General features: G+C 59.9%; 18 protein-coding genes. 7 read left to right on the top strand and 11 right to left on the bottom strand.

Going from position 1 to position 20,085, the window contains the following annotated elements; all coding sequences use genetic code 11:
- Positions 1-359 precede the first annotated feature (359 nt).
- Positions 360-1,400, top strand: a complete 1,041-nt coding sequence (locus tag AC1DPR_RS15245; protein WP_018857319.1) for a porin — start codon at positions 360-362, stop codon at positions 1,398-1,400.
- 165 nt (positions 1,401-1,565) lie between these two features.
- Here the strand turns inward: AC1DPR_RS15245 and AC1DPR_RS15240 are convergent, their stop codons facing one another.
- Complete coding sequence (locus AC1DPR_RS15240) at positions 1,566-2,060, bottom strand: RrF2 family transcriptional regulator (protein ID WP_018117220.1); 495 nt, start codon at positions 2,058-2,060, stop codon at positions 1,566-1,568.
- Between the two features lie 284 nt (positions 2,061-2,344).
- On the opposite strand from AC1DPR_RS15240, the gene AC1DPR_RS15235 reads away from it, so the two are divergent.
- A complete protein-coding gene (locus AC1DPR_RS15235; RefSeq protein ID WP_018857318.1) occupies positions 2,345-2,971 on the top strand; it encodes a hypothetical protein in 627 nt (208 codons plus the stop codon).
- 52 nt (positions 2,972-3,023) lie between these two features.
- Here AC1DPR_RS15235 and AC1DPR_RS15230 read toward each other — a convergent pair whose 3' ends face one another.
- Positions 3,024-4,052: a CorA family divalent cation transporter gene (locus AC1DPR_RS15230; RefSeq protein ID WP_025660036.1), complete on the bottom strand. Its 1,029-nt coding sequence runs from the start codon at positions 4,050-4,052 to the stop codon at positions 3,024-3,026.
- Positions 4,053-4,294: 242 nt separating this feature from the next.
- Between AC1DPR_RS15230 and AC1DPR_RS15225 the strand changes: the two genes are divergently transcribed.
- The 3 genes from AC1DPR_RS15225 (at position 4,295) to AC1DPR_RS15215 (ending at position 7,934) form a co-directional block, all read left to right on the top strand.
- The gene (locus AC1DPR_RS15225; RefSeq protein WP_018857316.1) at positions 4,295-5,200 is read left to right on the top strand and encodes a universal stress protein; all 906 of its coding nucleotides are present in this window, start codon (positions 4,295-4,297) and stop codon (positions 5,198-5,200) included.
- 104 nt (positions 5,201-5,304) lie between these two features.
- Entirely contained in the window at positions 5,305-6,810 is a 1,506-nt protein-coding gene (locus tag AC1DPR_RS15220; protein WP_113471280.1) for an acetyl-CoA hydrolase/transferase family protein, read from the top strand.
- A 332-nt stretch (positions 6,811-7,142) separates the two neighbouring features.
- Complete coding sequence (locus AC1DPR_RS15215; RefSeq protein WP_018857314.1) at positions 7,143-7,934, top strand: SDR family NAD(P)-dependent oxidoreductase; 792 nt, start codon at positions 7,143-7,145, stop codon at positions 7,932-7,934.
- Between the two features lie 193 nt (positions 7,935-8,127).
- On the opposite strand, the gene AC1DPR_RS15210 is transcribed toward AC1DPR_RS15215, so the two are convergent.
- From AC1DPR_RS15210 to AC1DPR_RS15200, 3 genes are all read right to left on the bottom strand, one after another.
- On the bottom strand, positions 8,128-9,462 hold the full coding sequence (locus AC1DPR_RS15210; protein WP_018857312.1) for a solute carrier family 23 protein: 1,335 nt from the start codon (positions 9,460-9,462) through the stop codon (positions 8,128-8,130).
- Between the two features lie 324 nt (positions 9,463-9,786).
- On the bottom strand, positions 9,787-10,755 hold the full coding sequence (locus AC1DPR_RS15205; protein WP_113471279.1) for a DMT family transporter: 969 nt from the start codon (positions 10,753-10,755) through the stop codon (positions 9,787-9,789).
- 354 nt (positions 10,756-11,109) lie between these two features.
- Positions 11,110-11,373 carry a hypothetical protein gene (locus AC1DPR_RS15200; RefSeq protein WP_409564072.1) on the bottom strand — a complete coding sequence of 88 codons (264 nt, stop codon included), beginning with the start codon at positions 11,371-11,373 and terminating at the stop codon, positions 11,110-11,112.
- 474 nt (positions 11,374-11,847) lie between these two features.
- Here AC1DPR_RS15200 and AC1DPR_RS15195 point away from each other — a divergent pair, with 474 nt between their 5' ends.
- Positions 11,848-12,585, top strand: a complete 738-nt coding sequence (locus tag AC1DPR_RS15195; RefSeq protein WP_018117210.1) for a response regulator — start codon at positions 11,848-11,850, stop codon at positions 12,583-12,585.
- Positions 12,585-13,919, top strand: a complete 1,335-nt coding sequence (locus AC1DPR_RS15190; RefSeq protein ID WP_113471278.1) for a sensor histidine kinase — start codon at positions 12,585-12,587, stop codon at positions 13,917-13,919. The genes AC1DPR_RS15195 and AC1DPR_RS15190 overlap by 1 nt, the downstream gene beginning before the upstream one ends.
- Before the next feature lie 107 nt (positions 13,920-14,026).
- On the opposite strand, the gene AC1DPR_RS15185 is transcribed toward AC1DPR_RS15190, so the two are convergent.
- From AC1DPR_RS15185 to AC1DPR_RS15160, 6 genes are all read right to left on the bottom strand, one after another.
- Positions 14,027-14,443 (bottom strand): organic hydroperoxide resistance protein, encoded by a 417-nt coding sequence (locus AC1DPR_RS15185; RefSeq protein ID WP_018117208.1) that lies wholly within the window; start codon positions 14,441-14,443, stop codon positions 14,027-14,029.
- Between the two features lie 336 nt (positions 14,444-14,779).
- Positions 14,780-15,832: an alpha/beta fold hydrolase gene (locus AC1DPR_RS15180; protein WP_018857309.1), complete on the bottom strand. Its 1,053-nt coding sequence runs from the start codon at positions 15,830-15,832 to the stop codon at positions 14,780-14,782.
- A gap of 364 nt (positions 15,833-16,196) precedes the next feature.
- Entirely contained in the window at positions 16,197-16,829 is a 633-nt protein-coding gene (gene maiA, locus AC1DPR_RS15175; protein WP_018857308.1) for a maleylacetoacetate isomerase, read from the bottom strand.
- Between the two features lie 11 nt (positions 16,830-16,840).
- Positions 16,841-17,050, bottom strand: a complete 210-nt coding sequence (locus tag AC1DPR_RS15170; RefSeq protein ID WP_018857307.1) for a hypothetical protein — start codon at positions 17,048-17,050, stop codon at positions 16,841-16,843.
- 217 nt (positions 17,051-17,267) lie between these two features.
- Positions 17,268-18,008 (bottom strand): peptide-methionine (S)-S-oxide reductase MsrA, encoded by a 741-nt coding sequence (gene msrA, locus AC1DPR_RS15165; protein ID WP_113471277.1) that lies wholly within the window; start codon positions 18,006-18,008, stop codon positions 17,268-17,270.
- Positions 18,009-18,020: 12 nt separating this feature from the next.
- Complete coding sequence (locus AC1DPR_RS15160; RefSeq protein ID WP_169682249.1) at positions 18,021-19,787, bottom strand: cytochrome c biogenesis protein DipZ; 1,767 nt, start codon at positions 19,785-19,787, stop codon at positions 18,021-18,023.
- Positions 19,788-20,085 lie beyond the last annotated feature (298 nt).

The following is a 20,085-nucleotide window of genomic DNA, read 5'->3' as shown; positions in this document are numbered from 1 at the left end:
AGGCCCAGCGTTGACAAAAGGATGAGCCGCAGGGCGATGCAAATGCTGCGATGCAACAATATTATCCGGATGACATCCATATAAAAAACCCTTTGAATACCAAACTGTTACGGGTTGCATTAGCAACCCTCTTCTTGCGCAGAAAGTGACAGTTGCGATTGCGCAACACCCCGATTTCGCTTTGCAGCAAAACCCAATTTTTGACTGTATCTATTATTGCTACATTTAACGGGAAATGTAATTTGGCGCTGCGGACGTACCGCGTTTCCCGCAAGGGCTTGTACGAAACAATTTGGGGTAGGTAGAGCCGGTTTCGGCAGTGATGACCTGTGCCCAATCGACAAAAGATTGGACTGAGAATGAACATTAAGATGATCCTTATGAGCTCGGCGGCGGCCCTGGCTGCCTTTACGAGCGCCCAGGCTGCTGACGCCATCGTTGCTGCTGAGCCGGAACCAGTTGAATACGTCCGCGTTTGCGACGCTTACGGCAGCGGCTACTTCTACATCCCGGGCACCGAAACCTGCCTGAAGATCAGCGGTTACATCCGTTTCCAGGTTAACGCCGGCCCGAATGCCAGCGCAACCACTGGCAACGGTACCTATGTTGCGAATGACTCCGACTGGGATGCCTACACCCGTGGTCAGGTCCAGTTCACCGCCAAGAGCGACACCGAATACGGCCCGCTCACCGGTGTTATCGTCCTGCAGACGAATGCCGACAACTCTAAGTCGCAGGCATCTTTGCTTGACTCCGCTTACATCGACATCGCTGGCTTCCGCGCCGGTCTGTTCTACAGCTGGTGGGACGATGGTCTCTCGGGCGAAACGGACGACATCGGCAGCAAGGTCACGCTACACAACTCCATCCGTTATCAGTACGAAGCTGAAAACTTCTACGCTGGCATCAGCGTTGACGAGCTGGAAGACGGCTACTTCAGCGCTGGTGAAAACCCGAACAACGTCGGCGTAGCAGTCGGCATCGGCGGCAAGGCTGGCATCTTCAGCTACCAGATCACGGCCGGCTACGACACAGATAACGAAGAAGGTGCCGTTCGCGCCATGGGTACCGTTGCCGTCGGCCCGGGCACCCTCGGCCTCGCAGCGATCTACTCCAGCGGCCCGAACTCCTACTATCAGACCGCCGAATGGGTTGTCGCGGCTGAGTACGCCATCAAGGCGACCGACAAGCTGAAGATCACCCCGGCCGCTCAGTACTACGGCAACTACGGCATCGTCGCGGGCGACTTCGACGACAACAACGACGCCTGGAAGGTCGGTGTCACAGTTGATTATCAGATCGTCGACAACCTCTACGCCAAGGCAACCGTCAATTACTTCGACTCGGACAAGGCTGACGACGTCACGACGGGCTTCTTCCGCCTCCAGCGCGCATTCTAACTAAAAAAGCGGCGCCGCGTTTCCGCCTCTCTCCGTTGCTAAAGTCACGGGGAAAGGCAGCGCGGCGCCGCGCTTTAAGAGTTCTGATCAGATTGACCTCCGATCAGTTAGGAGGGGTGGCACGGGTTCCCTGCCCGGCCGCCCCTTTCCAGTTTAAGGATGAAATTATTCGGCGGGGTGGCGATCGCGCACGAGGCTAGCATCCGCCGAGTGCTGATGTCCGGCAGATTTCTCGGCCTCGAGTCGACGCAGCTCCGCCACACTGTCCTCGATGGTCACCGAACCAAGCATGTCGACGACAGCCTGCTCCGCTCGATCACACAGAAACTCCGAAAGGTCGCCGATATTCTCACCCACGAGTCCCTCATGCGGAATATCGTGCCGAGTCGCCCAGATCTTCTTGTCACCGGTCACGGCGGCATAGATCTGGCTGAGCAAAATCTGGTCACGTGGTCGTGCCAAACGAATGCCCCCCTTGCCGCCCTGGGAGGTAGCAAGAATTCCGTTCTCATTGAGCGGAAGCAACAGCTTGCGGACAAAGCTTGCGCTTGTATCGAGCCCTTGCGCAAGTGATTGGCTCGTGGTGCGGAGATTGGCCTCTTCATTGACGGCAACGCTGATGACAATCTGTAAAGCGGTCGAAAAGCGCGTGTCGATCATACTGAGCTGAGGCCTTGCGTCGGAAGCCGGAGAGCACAGATATTTACCGCTAAAACTCATTGTCAAGAACGCGTGGTTGAAATCACGCCAACTTGACTGAAACCTCGACAGGCGCGTGTACGACCACCGTACGATGTGTACTGCGAAATGAGCCAAAAGCCGGGCCGCGGGGGCCGCACCCTTCAGACTCCTCCCGAGGTCCCATCACGTGATTTCGATTTTACGCCGAGACTTACCTGCAATACGCTTCCTTCCGCTAGAAATTTCAACCGGGGAGAGACGCCATGAGACGCAGGTTTGCCTATATCGCGGCCGCTTTGGCCTTTTCAGCGGTCGGGGTCCATGCTCAGGACACCGCCATGAGTTTCTTCGTGACCAGTGTAAATCCAGGCAAGGGTGGCGATCTCGGTGGTCTCGCCGGTGCGGACGCCTATTGCAACACGCTTGCCACGGCCGCTGGCTCGACGGGCAAGACCTGGAAAGCCTATCTTTCCACCGACGCCGAAAATGCAAAGGACCGCATTGGCTCTGGGCCCTGGTATAACGCCAAAGGCGAAAAGATCGCCGACGACGTGGCCTCTCTGCACAGCGACAAGAACAACCTGACCAAGCAGACCGCGCTCAATGAGAAGGGCGAAATCATCAACGGCCGAGGCGACACGCCGAACCGGCACGACATGCTCACCGGTTCGAAAGCCGATGGCACTGCGGCGCCGGAGACATGCGGCAACTGGACGATGGGCGGCGCTGAAGGTGTCGCGATCGTCGGCCACAGCGACCGAACAGGCCTTGATGACTCCGCCCAAGCGAAGTCGTGGAACTCCTCGCACCCGACACGCGGCGGCTGCACCGTCAAAGCCTTCAATGGGACTGGTGGCGACGGCCTGTTCTACTGCTTCGCAGCGAATTGATCGCATAGAGGACAGCGCATTCAAGGCTCGTAGTCTGGGACGATGCCGTGCTCTAAAGCCAGCCGATACGCCGAAGCACCCAGAGCGTCGCAACGGATGTGATCGTCACGAATACGACAATGATGATGAAAGCCCAGGTGTCGTTGACCCCCGGAATGCCTCCGACATTCATTCCGAACAAGCCGGCCACGACACTCGGAGGCAGTAGCAACGCCGCCAGCGCCGCCAGCCGGTTGGAATTGCGCGCGATGCGCTCGCTGATCACCGTCGAAAGGTCGTCGTGCAGAATACCCGTACGGTCGCGGATGGCATCGAGGTACTCGATGAAGCGCATCAGCTTGTCGATCACCTCGCGCATCCGCAGCTTGTCGCGCTCCAGCAGCCATGGCGCATCATCATGCTCGATGCGGTTCAACGCATCGCGCTGCGGCGCCAGATAGCGGCGAAGCTGGACGGAACGCCGACGCAGCAGCTTGAGGCGTTCGCGCACTTGGCCTGCCTCGCCGTGAAAGATCATCTCGTCAAGCTCGTCCACCTCCTCGTCCATGGAGTCGAGCACTGGCTCCAGGTCGCGCACAAGCTTGTCGCCGATCAACGCCAGCAGGTCACCGGTGCGTAGCGGGCCCTTGCCTTTCTGGAGCGCCTGGCGAATGTCGCGAAGGGCGGTAATGTAGTGACCGCTGTCCCGCAGCGAAATCACCTTGTTCGCATCGACCCACATATGGAGCGGCACGAGATCGATGTCGGTCTGCTTTTCCGACGCTTCGTCCGGCGCAGTCGCACAGACGCCGCGAAGGATGATCAGCAGGCCATCGTTGACTGGCTCGACGCGAGGCCGTGTTTCCTCTTCGAGAAGAGCTTCGGTCACGAAGCTATCGAGACCGCTTTCCCGGTTGACCCAATTGGCCGCCGCCGCATGGTCGCGCTCGAGGTGCAGCCAGATGATCCCATCTTCCGGCTTCCACATTTGCGCCCGGGCAATGTCCAACTGCGTGCAGCCGCCACACCCGTCCAAGAGCAAGGCGAAGCGTAATCCCGGCTCCGCGCCATAGGTCAGCTTAGAGGTAACTGCCGTCTCCATCGCGCCCCGCATATAGCTAGAGGGAACCAAAAAATGCAGCCGACACAAAAGCTTGGCACCGGAGATTCTAGCAGGTCGCGATTAAGGCGCAAGACCGGCGGAATCGGCACCGGGATTCGGCAGCCACCGGCTTCGGTGCTTAAAATAGGTCGCCTTCCTCTGCCAAGGCGATTTCAACGCCGGTCAGATTAGCGTATTATTCCAGTGCAACCGTGCGGGCCGATCCATGAAGGAGGGCCAGATTGATCACGACAACCACCGACGACCGCAACTGGTCACAAGGCTTCAGCGCATCTCACGATGGTGCCGCTCCACGCAACGTTCGTGATCTCACCAGCCATGCCGATATTGTCGTGCTGCTGCCCGATCCAGCCTCGGCACAAACCTGCCTCGATCTGGCCGACGACGCGGCCGATGCCGTGCAGGACAACATTGCCGCCGTGCACATCGGTGCCGATCCACTGTCGATGCTCGTATCCGCCGAGGAAATCGAACTGCAAATGATGCGCGACCTGGAGGAAGGTTCGACGCACGAGCGGTACGAACACGTCAGGCAGCTGTTCGAGGAGTGGAAATTGCATGCGCCTCACCGGCAAGACCTGATGCTCGGCGATTGCCAGGGCGATCTGCGCCGCTGCGTCAGCACTGTCTGCCGGAATGCATCGCTTGTCGTAACGCCCTACAGAGGCAATCTCGACGCTCGTGATGCCTTTCACGATGTCCTCTTTCATGAAGGCAAGCTGGTGCTGGTCCCCCCAGCCAGTGGCTATCGGGGGCACCTGCTGGACCACGTCCTCGTTGGCTGGAAGCCGCATGACCACGCACGACGGACAATGGTCGCCGCAAGGCCCTGGCTTGCCGCCGCCAACCGCATCACGGTGCTCTGCGTCGATGACAAACCGAACAGGCACTACGAGAAGTCGGCCAGGGAAATCTGCCATCAGCTGGGGCTGGATGCCGAGATTGTCGTTACCTCGTCATCGGGCCGCTCGGTCGGCAACACCATCCTCGACTTTGGCACGTCGACGAACGCCACCTGCATTCTGATCGGTGCGTTCAAGCACGGTTATCTGCTCGAGCTGCTTCTCGGCCGCGTCACCTATCGCCTGCTGTCCCATGCCACTATTCCTCTACTTATGAGCCATTGATGGAGCCGACTAGACCGGCGCTTGATCGACGCCGCGCGCGACAAGGCGCGGAACGCTTCGTGCGGGTCAAACCGCCTGTTCACGCAGACAGCTAGGAGGCGAATATGTCCCGAATATTCAATGAAAATTTGCGTTCACGGATCATGACGGCCGAGGACGCGGCATCGCTGATAACCAGCGGCTCGACGGTGGGGATGAGCGGCTTTACCGGATCGGGTTATCCGAAATCAGTACCGCTTGCACTTGCGGCCAAGATCGAAGCAGAGCATGCGGGGGGCAATCCTTTCCATCTTCGTGTCTGGACTGGCGCCTCCACCGGTCCCGAACTCGACGGCGCGCTCGCCCGAGTGAACGGCATCGAGTTTCGACTGCCCTACAACTCTGATCCATACGCCCGCGAAAAGATCAACCGAGGCGAAATGGAATACTTCGATATGCATCTTTCTCAGGTCGCGCCCATGGCCTGGCAGGGCTTTCTCGGCCCCCTTGATACCGCGATTGTCGAAGTCTCCGGCATTCGCGCCGATGGCTCGCTTATTCCGTCCTCCTCGGTCGGCAACAACAAGACCTGGCTCGACCGCGCAGAGAAGGTCATACTCGAGGTCAATCGTTGGCAGAGTCCGGCGCTCGAAGGCATGCACGACATCTATTATAGCACGGCACTGCCGCCGCACCGGGTCCCGATACCGTTGGTTCGGCCGGATGACCGGATCGGCGAAACGGCGTTCCGCTGCGATCCCGACAAGATCGTCGCTATTGTCGAGACCGATGCGCCGGATCGCAACTTGCCCTTTACGCCGCCGGACGACGCCGCCAAGGCCATTGCCGGCCACCTGCTGGAATTCTTCGGTCACGAAGTTGCCAAGGGGCGTTTGCAGGCTTCGCTTCTGCCAATCCAGTCCGGCGTCGGCAATATCGCCAATGCCGTGCTGACTGGCTTGATCGACAGCCCTTTCGAGAACATGACGGCATTTACCGAGGTCATCCAGGACGGCATGCTCGACCTGCTCGATGCCGGTAAGCTCAGGATGGCTTCCGCGACCGCCTTCTCACTCAGCCCGGAGGCGGCACGTCGTCTTAACGAGAACATGCCAACCTATCGTGACAGGATGGTGCTGCGGCCGCAGGAGATCAGCAATCATCCCGAACTGATCCGCCGTCTTGGCTGTCTTGCGATGAATGGCCTGATCGAGGCTGATATCTACGGCAATGTTAACTCGACCCACATCATGGGCTCGCGCATCCAGAACGGTATCGGCGGCTCCGGGGATTTTGCGCGCAATGCCTATATCTCCATTTTCATGACTCCATCGACTGCCAAGGGCAGCAAGATTTCTGCGATTGTGCCGCAGGCAAGTCGTGTCGATCACATCAACCAGGACGTCCAGGTGCTGGTGACGGAACAGGGCCTTGCGGATCTGCGCGGGCTTTCGCCGAAGCAACGCGCGCGGACGATCATCGACAACTGTTCCCATCCCACCTACCGGCCCGCTCTTCTTGACTATTTCGAGCGCGCGCTTGCCGGCTCTTACGGTTTACAAACCCCAACCTTGCCGAAGGAAGCCTTGTCGTGGCACCAGCGCTTTATCGATACCGGCTCGATGTTGTGACGGAGCCAGGTTGCCATCCAAGCCATTGTTGTACGCTGGTGGCCGCTGTCTGCGCAAAGCCGTCAGTTGCCAATGATCGCCCCAAGCGGACGCGTTCCGTTCCGCGATGGGTGTTGCCGTTGAATCGGGTGTTGGCAGGAGAGAATTCGCCGGCCGCCCTTTATGAAGCGATCGACGCCGTAAGGTCTGATTTCTCCTCGGTCCGGAGGTTGCCGCATTCGTGCTGACTGACGATGTTGTGTGAAAGATCGCCGGATCCTCGGCGGTCAGACCGTTGCGAGACTGCAGAACTGACTATACGTTTCGTCATCCAACCTCGACGGGAGCGGAAAATGCAAATTGATCTTACTGGTAAGAGGGCGCTGGTCACAGGATCAACGGAAGGCATCGGCTACGCAATTGCCCGCCAGCTGTCAAGGGCTGGAGCGGATGTCGTTGTCAACGGCCGGTCCGAAGACAAAACCGCAAAGGCCGCCGCACGGCTCAAGAGCGAAGGTCCCGGTGGCAAAGTCAAGTCTGCTGCCGCCGACCTCTCAACCGCCGAGGGGTGTGCAGCGCTTGTCGCCCAAATTCCTCAGGTAGACATCCTGATTAACAACGCGGGCATCTTCCAGCCAATCGACTTTTTCGACGCCGAGGACGAGGTCTGGGATCGACACTGGCAGGTCAACGTCATGTCCACCGTCAGGCTCTCCCGCGCCTATCTCCCAGGCATGCAGAAGTTAAACTGGGGCCGCGTGATATTCCTGGCCTCCGAATCCGGTTTCAACATTCCGGTCGAGATGATCCACTATGGCGTCAGCAAGACCGCCGACATCGCGGTTGCCCGTGGTCTCGCCAAGCGCATGGCCGGCACGGGCATCACAGTGAACTCCGTCCTCCCTGGGCCCACGCTTTCCGAAGGCGTAGAAACGATGCTTGCCGAAGAGCAAGCTAGAACCGGACTGCCGCTGGAGGAGGTCGCTGCCGCCTTCGTCAAGCAGCATCGCAGCAGCTCGATCATTCAACGTGCCGCCACCGTCGAGGAAGTCGCCAACTTGGTGACCTATCTTGCGTCGCCGTTCGCTTCCGCGACCACGGGCGCGTCCGTTCGCGTGGACGGTGGGGTCATCGACACTCTCTGACAGCAGACTTTTGCCGGGTTCGACCGGCCTGGAGCCACTACTCGGGAAGAGCAGCTCTCACGCCGGTGAACCGCGACTCCATGGTCGTTGATCTCTGCGTGCCGCGCCTCCGATGGCTGCCTCGTGGCAACCGGCAGAGCGCAGAGCAGGACGCAAAGGCGCGGGAACTCGTCCCGCGCGATGGCGACGGGCGCTAAGCGTTCTGGTCTGACCCCTTGGGCAGGTTCGCCCATCCGAGTGCGTGGTAGAGGATAATCGCTCCGATCGTCGCGGTACCAATTCCGTCAAGCGTAAATCCCCCGACCGCGAGCTTGAAGTTGCCCGCACCCAGCACAAGCGCGACGCCAACCGTGATGAGGTTGCGCGGCTCGGCGAAGTCGACCTTGTTCTCGACCCATATGCGGCCTGCAGTCGCCGCGATGAGACCGAAAACGACGATCGAAAGCCCGCCGATAACAGGTCCGGGGATCGTCTGGATAAGGGCGCCGAATTTCGGCGAGAACCCGAGCAGGATGGCGACCGCGGCCGCAACGAGGAAGACGAGCGTGGAGAAGATGCGCGTTACCGCCATCACCCCCATGTTTTCGGCATAGGTCGTCATGCCGGTACCGCCGAAGGCACCCGAAACCATGGTCGCGATACCGTCGCCGATGAAGGCGCGGCCGAGATAGGGGTCGAGATTGCGCCCCGTCATTGCCCCGATTGCTTTGATGTGCCCAAGATTTTCGGCAATGAGGATAACGACGACTGGGGCGATCAGCGTGATCGCGGAGCCGGAAAAGACCGGCGCCGTGAAGTGAGGCCAACCGAACCAAGGGGCCGCCGCGACGCCGGAAAAATTGATCGGCGCGCCGTGGCCCAAACCGTTCGCGACAAAGAAATAGGCGAGATAGGCGAGCGCGCCGCCGAGAAGAATCGGCAGGCGGCGGGCAATGCCCGGCGCGTAGACCGCGACCAGGCCGACGGCGGCGAACGTCAGAATTGCGACCCAGCGCGAGAGCTGGTCGCCCTCAGGGTTGGCAGGGCCAATGCCCGAGGCGCTGGATATGGCGATCGGCGCGAGCACAAGCCCGATTGCGGCGACGATTGCGCCGGTGAGGACTGGTGGCATTAGCCGTTCAATCCAGCGATGACCGGCGAGCGCGACCGCGACGCCGATCAGCGCATAAATCGCCCCCGCGGCGATGATGCCACCGAGCGCCAGCGCGATGTTCGGGTTGGGTGCCCCGGCGACCGCCCCCGTTGCAGCAAGAACGGGACCGATGAAGGCGAAGGACGAGCCGAGATAGCTCGGCACGCGCCCGCCTACGGCGACAAAGAAAATCAACGTCGAAAGGCCGGAAAACAGAATCGAGACGTTGGGGTCGAAACCCATGATTATCGGAGCAAGCACCGTTGAGCCAAACATTGCCACGACATGCTGGAGGCCCAGCACCATCGTCTGCCCTGTGGGCAGCCGCTCGTCGGGCAGAATGCGCCCCTCCGTCTTCAGCCGCCAACGCGGAAAATAGCCATTTGTGTCGCGCATCGCTCGCCCCGTTCCGTTCGATTTCGCCAAGCGACCTTGAAGAATTTTGAGATGGGTCGGAGGCGCTAAATAGAGTTATCGGTCATCCGAATACTCAACCGTCGCTAGGCTTAGACTTCTTGTACCGGCTTACCCGATGCTTCGATACTGATATCGGCCGCCGCTGTCATGGGGTCGGAACACTTTCCCACAACATCGACCCGCTGAATGATTCAGGCGAGGAATAAGCTGTCGGACAATACCTGTCGGCCGAATGACCGCTTGCGGTGCATCCCGGCCGAAGCTGTCTTTTGGGCGAGCGTCGACCACCTGGCGGCAGAGCACTCATTCCGATGCCAGCACCGGATTGCCCGGTCGAAACTGTGTTTCGTAGAAGATCCGGACTGACAGGACTACCCCAGCAATAAGAATGGCGACTCCTGCGGTTTCTACAGCGCTCGGCCATCGCACATGGACTGCCAGCCCGCCGATGACACCAAACGCGGTTTCCGAAACGATCAATTGCGCGGCCAGTGCGACAGGCAAGTTTCTTGAGGCAATGTTCCAGGCCCACACGCCGCATACCGTTGCCAGTAGTGCGAACGATACGCCCCAAACATAGAGCGAGCCGGCGGAATGCCAGCCGAAGCCGAGCTTGGGAAGCTGGAAGAGACCCATTGCAGCTCCGGCCGGGTAGAAGGCAAGCATCAAGACGCCTCCACCGACGAGAATAAGAGCGGACCACACACCAGATGGCATGTCAGGCCGGGCGGCCAGTGCGGCCTGGTTGGAAATCGCGAACCAGACCCACAACGCGACCGCTGCAAGCGCCAATGGAACGCCGATCCAGAATGAACGGACAGAATCCAATCCTTCGGCCGTGAATACCGTACCATTGACCAACATTAGACCGACCAGGACCAACATGAGGGGCATCAGCAGAAACCGCCATGGCAATGATGCCTGCCGTTGATTGCCGATGACCATCAGAGCGATTGGAACCAGACCAAGAAAGGCGGGAGCAATTACTGGCCCCGCAAAAATGGCAGCTCCCGTTACCGTCAGGAAGTAACCGACATAGCCAATGAAGGAGAGCCAGATCGTGGAAAGCACGTTTCGGAGCGTGAGATATTGTACCGCCCCCTTATTCGAAAACAGAACGCACAAGCCGACCAATGCGGAGGCTACATGGCGGACAAGGGCAAAATCAAGGGTCGAATAGCCACCAATTATGAAGGGCACAACGAAGTTGAGCGAAAAGGCAAAAGCCGCGAAGAGTGCGGCAAGTACGCCTATGTAGAAGCCTTTTTCCATCGTCCTGCCCTCTGGTCTTCCAAACACCGGTACATCCTTGGCTGCTGCCCTGTCGACGATCTTCCAAAATCGGCGTTGATCAACCGAGCGTTTGCGCGCGCGTTGGACTTGCCCAACATCGCGTCGGATTAGAGCGGCCGAATGTATACGGCGTGTGTTTGTTGAGCGTCGATTTGTACCGGAATGTACCTTAGGTCGCGGGTGCCGAGGTGCCGACGCATTCCAGGACGAAGGGCAAATTGACTTATCTGGCGCGATCCGGACGTGATTGATCTTCTGCAGCCAGCCGGATTCGCCAAACGAACCTCAAAGTTTTCCCGAGGGTCGATCGGGGCATGGGCTCTCAGCCCTGCCTTACCTTCTGCTCCAGGCCAAGAACGGCCGATAGTGTCGCTGGACTATAAGCAGAGTTCGATCGGGCTGGATGACATAGATCTCCTCGACCTCACGCCCCGTCTGATCCGTGAACGTATGGGGGAACGAAGAGCCGATCGGCGCCTTTGTCAGCTTCGTTCGAGGCTGGCCGCCATAGGTTATGCTGCCGGGAATAGGCGCATATCCTTCCCCCGAATAGGAAACCGACGTGACCGCGCAACCCGCAACAAGAACTGCCATCATCGCCGCCGCTACTATTTGGATCATCCTCAGGCCCCCAGGTTATAGTCAGATTCTCGCACATGTAGTCACCGCCGATCAATGGTGTACCTTATTTCTCGATGTGTTTGTCGCAGAAAGCGATCGGACGCTTGAGGCTGCCTAAGGCCTGAGCGATCCAGATTGTTTGCTCTGCTGCTGCATAGGCGCAATGCGCCCCTCGCACCCAGAACCGCGGAAATGTTCGCCCTGGCGTGACCGCCATCTCAATGCGAACGGCGCGCCGCGAGCAGCTTGTCACCGGACAGCTGCCGGCCCAATGCCATCGGAATGAACAAAACGATTTCCATGACTTATCGGAGGAATTCAAGGTGTGGAAATTGTATCGCAATGTATCCAAAGATCCGTTGGATACAGAGACATGCAAGCCCGCAGGCCGTAAACATACGGCGGATACATCAGGGGCGTCGCTAGCAGTGCAATAATGGAGATCGCGCGATGGAGCACATCGACCACATCCTGATCGTCGATGACGATCGCGAAATCAGGGAGCTCGTGTCGAGCTACCTGAAGAAAAACGGCCTGCGTGTCACCGCCGTCGCCGACGGCCGGCAAATGCGCGCATTCCTCGACGCGAACTCGGTCGATCTCATCATCCTCGATGTCATGATGCCCGGCGACGATGGCCTCGTTCTGAGCCGCGAGTTGCGGGCCGGACGACACAAGGCCGTTCCGATCGTCATGCTGACAGCGCGCACCGACGAGATGGATCGCATCATCGGTCTCGAGATGGGCGCAGACGACTACCTGGCCAAACCATTTTCGGCACGCGAATTGTTGGCGCGCATCAAGGCCGTGCTCCGGCGTACCCGCATGCTGCCGCCCAATCTGCAGGTGTCGGAAGCCGGCCAACTGCTGAGCTTCGGCAAGTGGAAGCTCGATACGACAGCACGCCATCTTGTCGATTCCGACGGAACGGTCATCGCACTCAGCGGCGCCGAATATCGCCTTCTGCGCGTCTTTATCGACCACCCCCAACGGGTGCTGAACCGCGATCAGCTTCTCAACCTGACACAGGGCCGCGACGCCGAGCTTTTCGACCGCTCGATCGACCTTCTGGTCAGCCGTGTCCGCCAGCGGCTTGGCGACGATGCCCGCGAACCGACCTACATCAAGACCGTCCGCAGCGAAGGCTATGTCTTCTCCATGCCGATCGAGATCACCGAGGCCCGCTGATGGCGACGCACGCCCTTCTGAATGGATTTCGTCTGTGGCCGCGCACCCTCGGAGCGCGGCTATTTCTTATTCTGCTTGCGGGCCTGGCGGTCGCCCATGCCATGTCGTTCACCGTGCTGTTTTTCGAGCGCTACACGGCCGCCAGATCGGTGATGTTCAACACCCTCGAAAACGATGTTTCGACCTCGATCGCCATCCTCGATCGCCTCCCGCCAGACGAGCGCGCCGACTGGCTCGATCGCCTTGACCGGGGAAGCTACAGGTTTGTTCTGGGGCCGGGCCTGCCAGGAAAACCGGCGCTCGATGCACGCGGCACCGAATTTGCCGCCAAGGTACGGGCGGCGATCGGGCCGAAATTTCCGATCACGGTCGAAACCATCCCCGGTCCGAATTTCCGCCTTCAGGCGCATCTCGCCCTCAGCGATGGAACGCCCCTGACGATAGACGTCAATCCCGCGGGCATTATGCCCCTCGCCGACTGGCTGCCCTATGTACTCGCCGCGCAACTGGCTTTGTTGGTCCTCTGCAGCTGGTTTGCCGTGCGTCAGGCCATTCGTCCTCTCGTCAATCTCGCAAAAGCGGCTGACACACTTGATCCGAACGTGAAGGCCCTTCGCCTGAGTGAGACGGGACCAAGCGAAGTCGCCTATGCCGCAACCGCCTTCAACGCAATGCGCGAGCGCATCGCTCAATATCTAGAGGAGCGCGTCCAGATACTTGCAGCCATATCGCATGATCTGCAGACGCCGATCACGCGCATGAAGCTCCGGGCAGAAATGGCCGAGGATTTCGGCGATCGGGACAAGTTGATGCAGGATCTCGGCGAGATCGAACGTCTCGTCAAGGAAGGCGTCGCCTATGCTCGTAGCGCCCACGGCAATGTCGAAAAACCTTCGCGCATCGACTTGTCCTCGTTCATCGAGAGCCTTGTCTACGACTACCAGGACACCGGCAAGGCCGTTGCTATCAAGGAGATGAGCGGCGGCGCGATCATGACGCGGCCGCATGCCTTGAGGCGCGTTTTGACCAACCTCATCGACAATGCACTGAAGTTCGGCGGCAGCGCCGAGATCGAGGTGAAACGCCGCTCCGATGAGGGCATCGTGATCAGCGTGCTCGATCACGGCCCCGGCATTCCGGATGATCAGTTGGAAGCCGTCCTCAAGCCTTTCTTCCGGCTGGAACAGTCGCGCAATCGCGACACCGGCGGAACCGGACTTGGCCTTGCTATTGCCGTGCAGCTGGCCGCGGCAATCGGTGGGTCGCTGACGCTGCGCAACCGCGACGGCGGTGGCCTCGTGGCGGAAATCGCCATCAACAAAACCGCGGCTTAACCCGCCGCCGGGCACACTCTCCAATAAAATGAGCGGCAGCCGTGACGGCTGCCGCTCCTCAACATCACACACCCGATCTGACGGGGAGGACCGTTTTTCTTATCTCGTCAGACGAGGTTTATGGTGACGTTGATATTGCCGCGTGTTGCCTTGGAATACGGGCAGGTCTGGTGTGCCGCGTCGACAATGGCCCGCGCAGTTTCCTGATCAATGCCCGGCAGGCTGACGTTGAGGCGTGCCTGAAGAGAGTAGCCGCCGGTGCTGCTGCAAAGGTCCACCTCGGTATCAACCGCAAGGTTGGCCGGAAGCGCGACCTTCAGGCTGCCGGCGGCAAAGCCCATTGCGCCAATGAAGCAGGCCGACCAGCCGGCGGCAAAAAGCTGCTCGGGGTTCGTCCCCTGCCCCGTGCTGCCCGGCGAGGACAGCTTGACGTCAAGGCGACCGTCGGAGCTGTGCGATGCTCCATCGCGGCCGCCGGTCGTGTGTGTCTTACCAGTGTAGATGACTTTCTGGTTCTCACTCATACTGTTCTTCCTTTCGACGAAATGGACGCCGCCGAGGCCCGATTGCCTCGCTTGCGGTCGAACACAGATGGCGCTCCGCACGTGTCTGGAATGTTTCGCCGTCACGCTGAAATGTAACCAACTCCCCCACAGACGTGGGGCCGATACACTGCGATACGAACCACAGGCGAAAGGCCGATATCTCAACCAATTGCCGGACGCAGATTGCGACTGATGAGATCGCTTCACACGCGTACCCATGAAAAAACCCGGCGTGAACGCCGAAAACGCTCTCCGCCAGGTTCAGAATTCCAAAGGCCAAACCGGAAAAGCCGCGGCTATCCACCGGTAGAGCGATCAGAACCGGTCGACGTCGACCACGGCCTGTGCAAAGGCTTGAGGCGCTTCTTGCGGCAGATTGTGACCAATGCCGCCGGTGATCAGCCGATGCTCATACTTGCCCGAGAACTTCTTGGCATAGGCCTCCGGCTGCGGATGAGGCGCACCATTGGCGTCACCTTCTAACGTAATTGTCGGCACGCCGATAAACGGGAACTTGGCAAGCTGTGCTTCGAACTTGTCATACTTCCGCTCGCCCTTGGCCGCACTGATACGCCAGCGGTAGTTGTGAATGGTGATGTCGACGTGATCGGGATTTTCAAAGGCGGCGGCGCTGCGGTTGAAGGTTGCGTCGTCGAAATTCCACTTGGGGGACGCGAGTTGCCAGATGAGCTTGGCAAACTCGCTCCGGTATTGCTCATAGCCTTTGCGACCGCGTTCGGTCGCGAAGTAGAACTGATACCACCAGGCTAGCTCCGCCTTCGGCGGTAGCGGCGCCTTGTTGGCTTCCTGGCTGCCAATGAGGTAACCGCTGACGGAAACCAGGGCCTTGCAGCGCTGCGGCCAAAGCGCCGCGATGATGTCGGCCGTCCGAGCGCCCCAGTCGCAACCGGCGATCAGCGCCTTCTCGATCTTCAGGACATCCATGAACGCCACGATATCGGCAGCAATCGCAGCCTGCTGACCGTTGCGCATCGTCTTGTCGGAGAGGAAACGCGTAGTGCCGTAGCCACGCAGATAAGGCACGATGACGCGATAGCCGGCGGCGGCCAGCAGTGGCGCGACGTCGACATAGGTGTGGATGTCATAGGGCCAGCCATGCAGGAGAATGACCGGAGGCGCGTCGCTCGCTCCAAGTTCGGCGTAGCCGACGTTAAGCATGCCTGCATCGATCTGCTTGATTGTGCCGAACGACGTGTTGGTGCCTGGCGCGATGGCAGGAATGCGGGCAGCAGCCGGCGTCGCCGCCTGGGCAAGGCTCGTCCCGATGCCCCCTAATTGTGCGGCTGCGACGGTCAGTGCCGCCACGCCCATGAACCGCCGCCGTTGTTGATTGACTTCCTCTGCCATCGCTACTCTCCAGACTTTGTTAAAGACACCGATATTAAGCATGATCGATGTGTATCGTTTGTGTGTCCGCTGGCTGGAATTGAAACCCAATGTAGATACGTTTGTTGAGAGATACATTGGTATACATTGCACTGCTTTTGTCCGCTCCCAGCACAACCTACAACAACTCACGCGCGCGAAAATCAGCAAGGCCGGGCCAACGCGTGACCCGACCTCGAGGGCTGAAGCACCCAGCGGTTGAATATCCTAGATTCCCTGTGCGGACGACCCGATGTGGCGACAATCAAGCGGCGCGGCATTCGGCCGCACTGCGAGCCATCAAGGCTAAGAATCCGGCAGCGGTACTGGTTGAACAGCAAGGATCTCAGCTTCGGGGCGCCGGACCATTGTCGGCAAAGGCGGGGATCTCTCGAAGCCTGGCGACAACCGCTGCAATTCGGGGCCACTGGTCGAGCGGAAGCCCAGTCCGCTCCGCATTGATCGCCTGTGGGAAGAGGCAGATGTCGGCCATCGACGGCGCATCGCCGGCTACATACTGACCTGTCTGCCGCCGCGCGAGCAATTCTTCCACTGCCGTCAGGCCGACACGGATCCAGTGGCGGCTCCATTCCGCGATGTCCTCGGCCTTGACGCCGATCGTTCCCAGGTGCGCGGCCACCCGGGGCGGAAGAAGCGGATGGATATCCGCGGCGATCGCCAGGGCGACGGTCCGCGCAAAGGCGCGATCTTCAAGCTTGCCGGGCAGGAGTGGAGGTTCGGGGTAACGCTCGTCGAGATATTCGATGATGGCGAGAGACTGCGTCAGCAATACGCCTTCATCCGTCAGCAAAGCCGGAACGAGCCCCTGCGGATTGAGTTGCAGATACTCCGGCTTCCGGTTGAGTGCATCCGGCCCAAGAATTCCGATCGCCTCGCGCTCGACGTCCAGACCCTTCAGCGCAAGTGCGATCCTGACACGGGACGCAGCCGACGAGATCTTGTCCTGGAAGAGTTTCATTGTTGATTTCCTCAATAGTTCGCGTGTTGGAGCAATAGGTTATCAGACGTCACGAAGGAAGCCTTTGCAATCTGCGCGGGCTCCTGCGAGCCGGCATCCGCCGCCGGCGACAACAGCGAGAACAGTGCCGCGATCGGGGGCGGCTCGCCCGGAGCGCTATCCCAGGCGCATGGCACAGCTGCCAACGCAAGCACGGCATAAGTGATGACCAGTATGCGCATTTTTTCTTTCTCCTCGATTGCTCGGTCTGTTCGGGCCAGCGGCCGAAAAACTCAGATTGCTCGTCAGCGGGTTGAATTCAGCGTGACGGCAGCGCGTATCGTGAATGTGTTCGAATGTGCTGAGAACTGTACCTCTGTGTAAGGCTCGGGATCGGGCGGAACCCGATCCGATCTGTATTGACCATTCCTGGCCACGCGCCGCGTCGCGCGGCTAGCGTCAGCGTGACTGGTCCGCGACGAGCACTGGTCGCTCGCGATACTGCTCCGGGAAAAGCCGCTTCAGAGCTTCGATCTTCGGCTGCTCGTAGATGTAGACATAGGGCTGGCTGGGATTGTTGTAGACGTAGTCCTGATGATAGGCCTCGGCGCGATAGAACGTTTTCCCAACTTCGATCGACGTCGCAATCGGGCGACCGAACGCGCCTTCCTTGCCGAGTTGCGCGATGTAGTCGGAGGCGACCTTGGCCTGCTCGTCGTTCAGCGGAAAGATCGCCGACCTATATTGCTTGCCGACGTCAGGCCCTTGCTGATCCACCTGTGTCGGATCGTGAACCACAGAGAAGAAGATCTGCAGCAACTGGCCGTAGGTGACTTGCTTCGGATTGTAGACGATCTCCACGGCTTCAGCATGACCGGTCTGCCCTGTCTCGGTCATCTCGTAGGTTGCGGTCGAGGCACTTCCGCCGGCATACCCCGCCGTGGCACTCACGACGCCGGCAACGTGCTGAAACGCACCTTGGACGCCCCAGAAGCAACCGCCGGCAAGCACCAGCGATTGCTTTCCGGGCGTCGCTGCCACGTCATGCAGAGCCGGAGGAACGTGCTTGGCTTCCTCGGGCTTCGAACCGCCATTCAAACTCAGCGCCACGCCGCCGCCACCGATCACCGCCAGCGCCACAAGGCCGAGGCGTGCAATGGCGCGGAATGAGGCCGAAGGGTCTTTCCGTCGATTTTTCATTGTTCTGCCCTTTCATCCGAAGGTAAAGACGAATGCCTCGACACCAGGATCGAGGAAGCGGATCTCGAACGTCCGTTCCCGAACCTCTCCCGATTGTCGCACCAGTTGATAGAGCCGGGTTTCCGAAACGGTACCGTTTCCCTCAGCGTCGATATCCGAACCGTGGTCCGCGCCGGGGGCCACGCCATCCACCTTCACCTGAAAGCGGATCTTCTTGCCGTCAGCGCCTGGCCCAAGCACGAGGTGCAAATCCCGTGCGCTGAACCGATAGGTGATGCCGCCGCCGGCCTGATCCAGCGAGGCCTGCTCACCGCCCACGGTCCACTTGCCTGTCAGACCCCATTCGTTGAGATCGGGCTTTCCCACCGTATAGTCGCGCGCAGCGTCTGCTCCGACGCCTTCCGGTGAGATGAAGTTGGCGGCGCGGAGGTAGCCGATATAGGATTCGCCGGATTGCAGCTGCGCGAAGTCGGGCGCCGCCTCGGCGCCCTTGGCATCGAGCGTGACGGTAGCTGCGTCGACCTTCTTGCTTCCAGCGGCTTCCGCCAGCAAGTCCTGGATCACCCGTTCGGACTGTTCGTAGTCTCCCTCGCCGAACTGGGTGTGCCGGATCTGGCCCTTGGCATCGATGAAGTAGTGGGCGGGCCAGTAGTTGTTGGCGAATGACCGCCAGATCTTGAAGTCGTTGTCGATCGCAACGGGATAGCCAATCTGGAACTTGTCGATCGCCTGACGGACGTTATCAACACGCTTCTCGAAGGCAAATTCGGGCGAATGGACTCCGATCACGACGAGGCCCTGATCCCGGTACTTCTCTGCCCAGGCCCGAACGTAGGGGATCGTCCGGATGCAGTTGATGCAGGAGTAGGTCCAGAAATCGACCAGAACGACCTTGCCGCGCAATTCTTCAGCCGTAAGCGGCTTCGAATTCAACCATTCCACGGCACCGTCAAGCGACACGAAGCGGCCGAGCACAGGCAGATCGCTTTGGTATCCCTTGCGCGCATCGTTCGCGGCGAGCTGCATCGCACTGCCCGACGGCTTTCCGGCCGTATCGCTTGCGTTATGCAGCCTGTCGAGCAACGACTGCTCGATGCGGGTACTACTCGCATAGGAAAGGCGCGACAACAGGCCGGTATCGAGCCCGAGCGCAATTGCCGTGACACCGGCCAGCACGGCGACGCCAAGCGCCTGCCGCAGACGTTCCCCAATGCCGAGCGATCGCTTCATCGCGGCAAAGACCTTCTCCCCGGCAAGGACAGCCATTGCTAGCGAGGTAGCAGCACCCGCAGCGTAGGCCGTCAGCAGGAGCGTCGTCTGAACGTTTGCCCCTTGCAGTGCGGCGCCAGTCAGGACGAGCCCGAGGATCGGACCGGCGCAGGGCGCCCAGAGAAGGCCGGTTGCGACGCCGAGAAGGAAGGACGTGCCCACGCTCCCCTTCTTGCCGCTCGCCTGCTGTGACAGGCGGCTGCCCAGGGCCACCGCGGGCCGCGTTACCACCGCGGCGATACGCGGCGAAAGCAGCGTCACGCCAAAGCCGGCGATCAGGGCGACGGCAGCGTATCGACCAATTTCGTTGGCATGCACAGCCCAGCTTCCGCCGACCGCAGCAAGCGTTGCCACGCCGGCAAAGGTCACGATCATACCGAGTAACATCGGCAGGATGCTTCGTGTAAACGGCTGACCTGCCCGCGACAGGACGAATGGCAGGACCGGGAGAATGCAAGGGCTGACGATGGTCAGCGCCCCTGCGAGATAAGCAATCAGGAATAGGATCATGTCGTCATCCCCTGCAGTTGACCGATGCTCACACACTGGTCGTTGATGGTGCCTGCATAGGACCGGTCCGAAGTATCCCGGATGTGTCGCATTCCCCCCGAATTGTATCAGAATGCAAGCGACCTCAGCAGCCGCCGATCAACGGCGAAAGCCGCCCAACTTGGCCCGCGCCAATTGCCAAATGGCGGTAGTCACTTCCCGCTGCCAATCTCCTTGCGCCACTTGGATTGGTATACTTACCAGAAGCCAGTTGCTCCCGGCCCATGCGTATTTACTTCCCCCCGACTTCGGGTGAATA

The sequence above is a fragment of the Rhizobium sp. 01T417 genome, from assembly GCF_056398905.1.
Note: the sequence above shows the minus strand (reverse complement) of the source record. Positions and strands in the feature narration are given on the sequence as shown.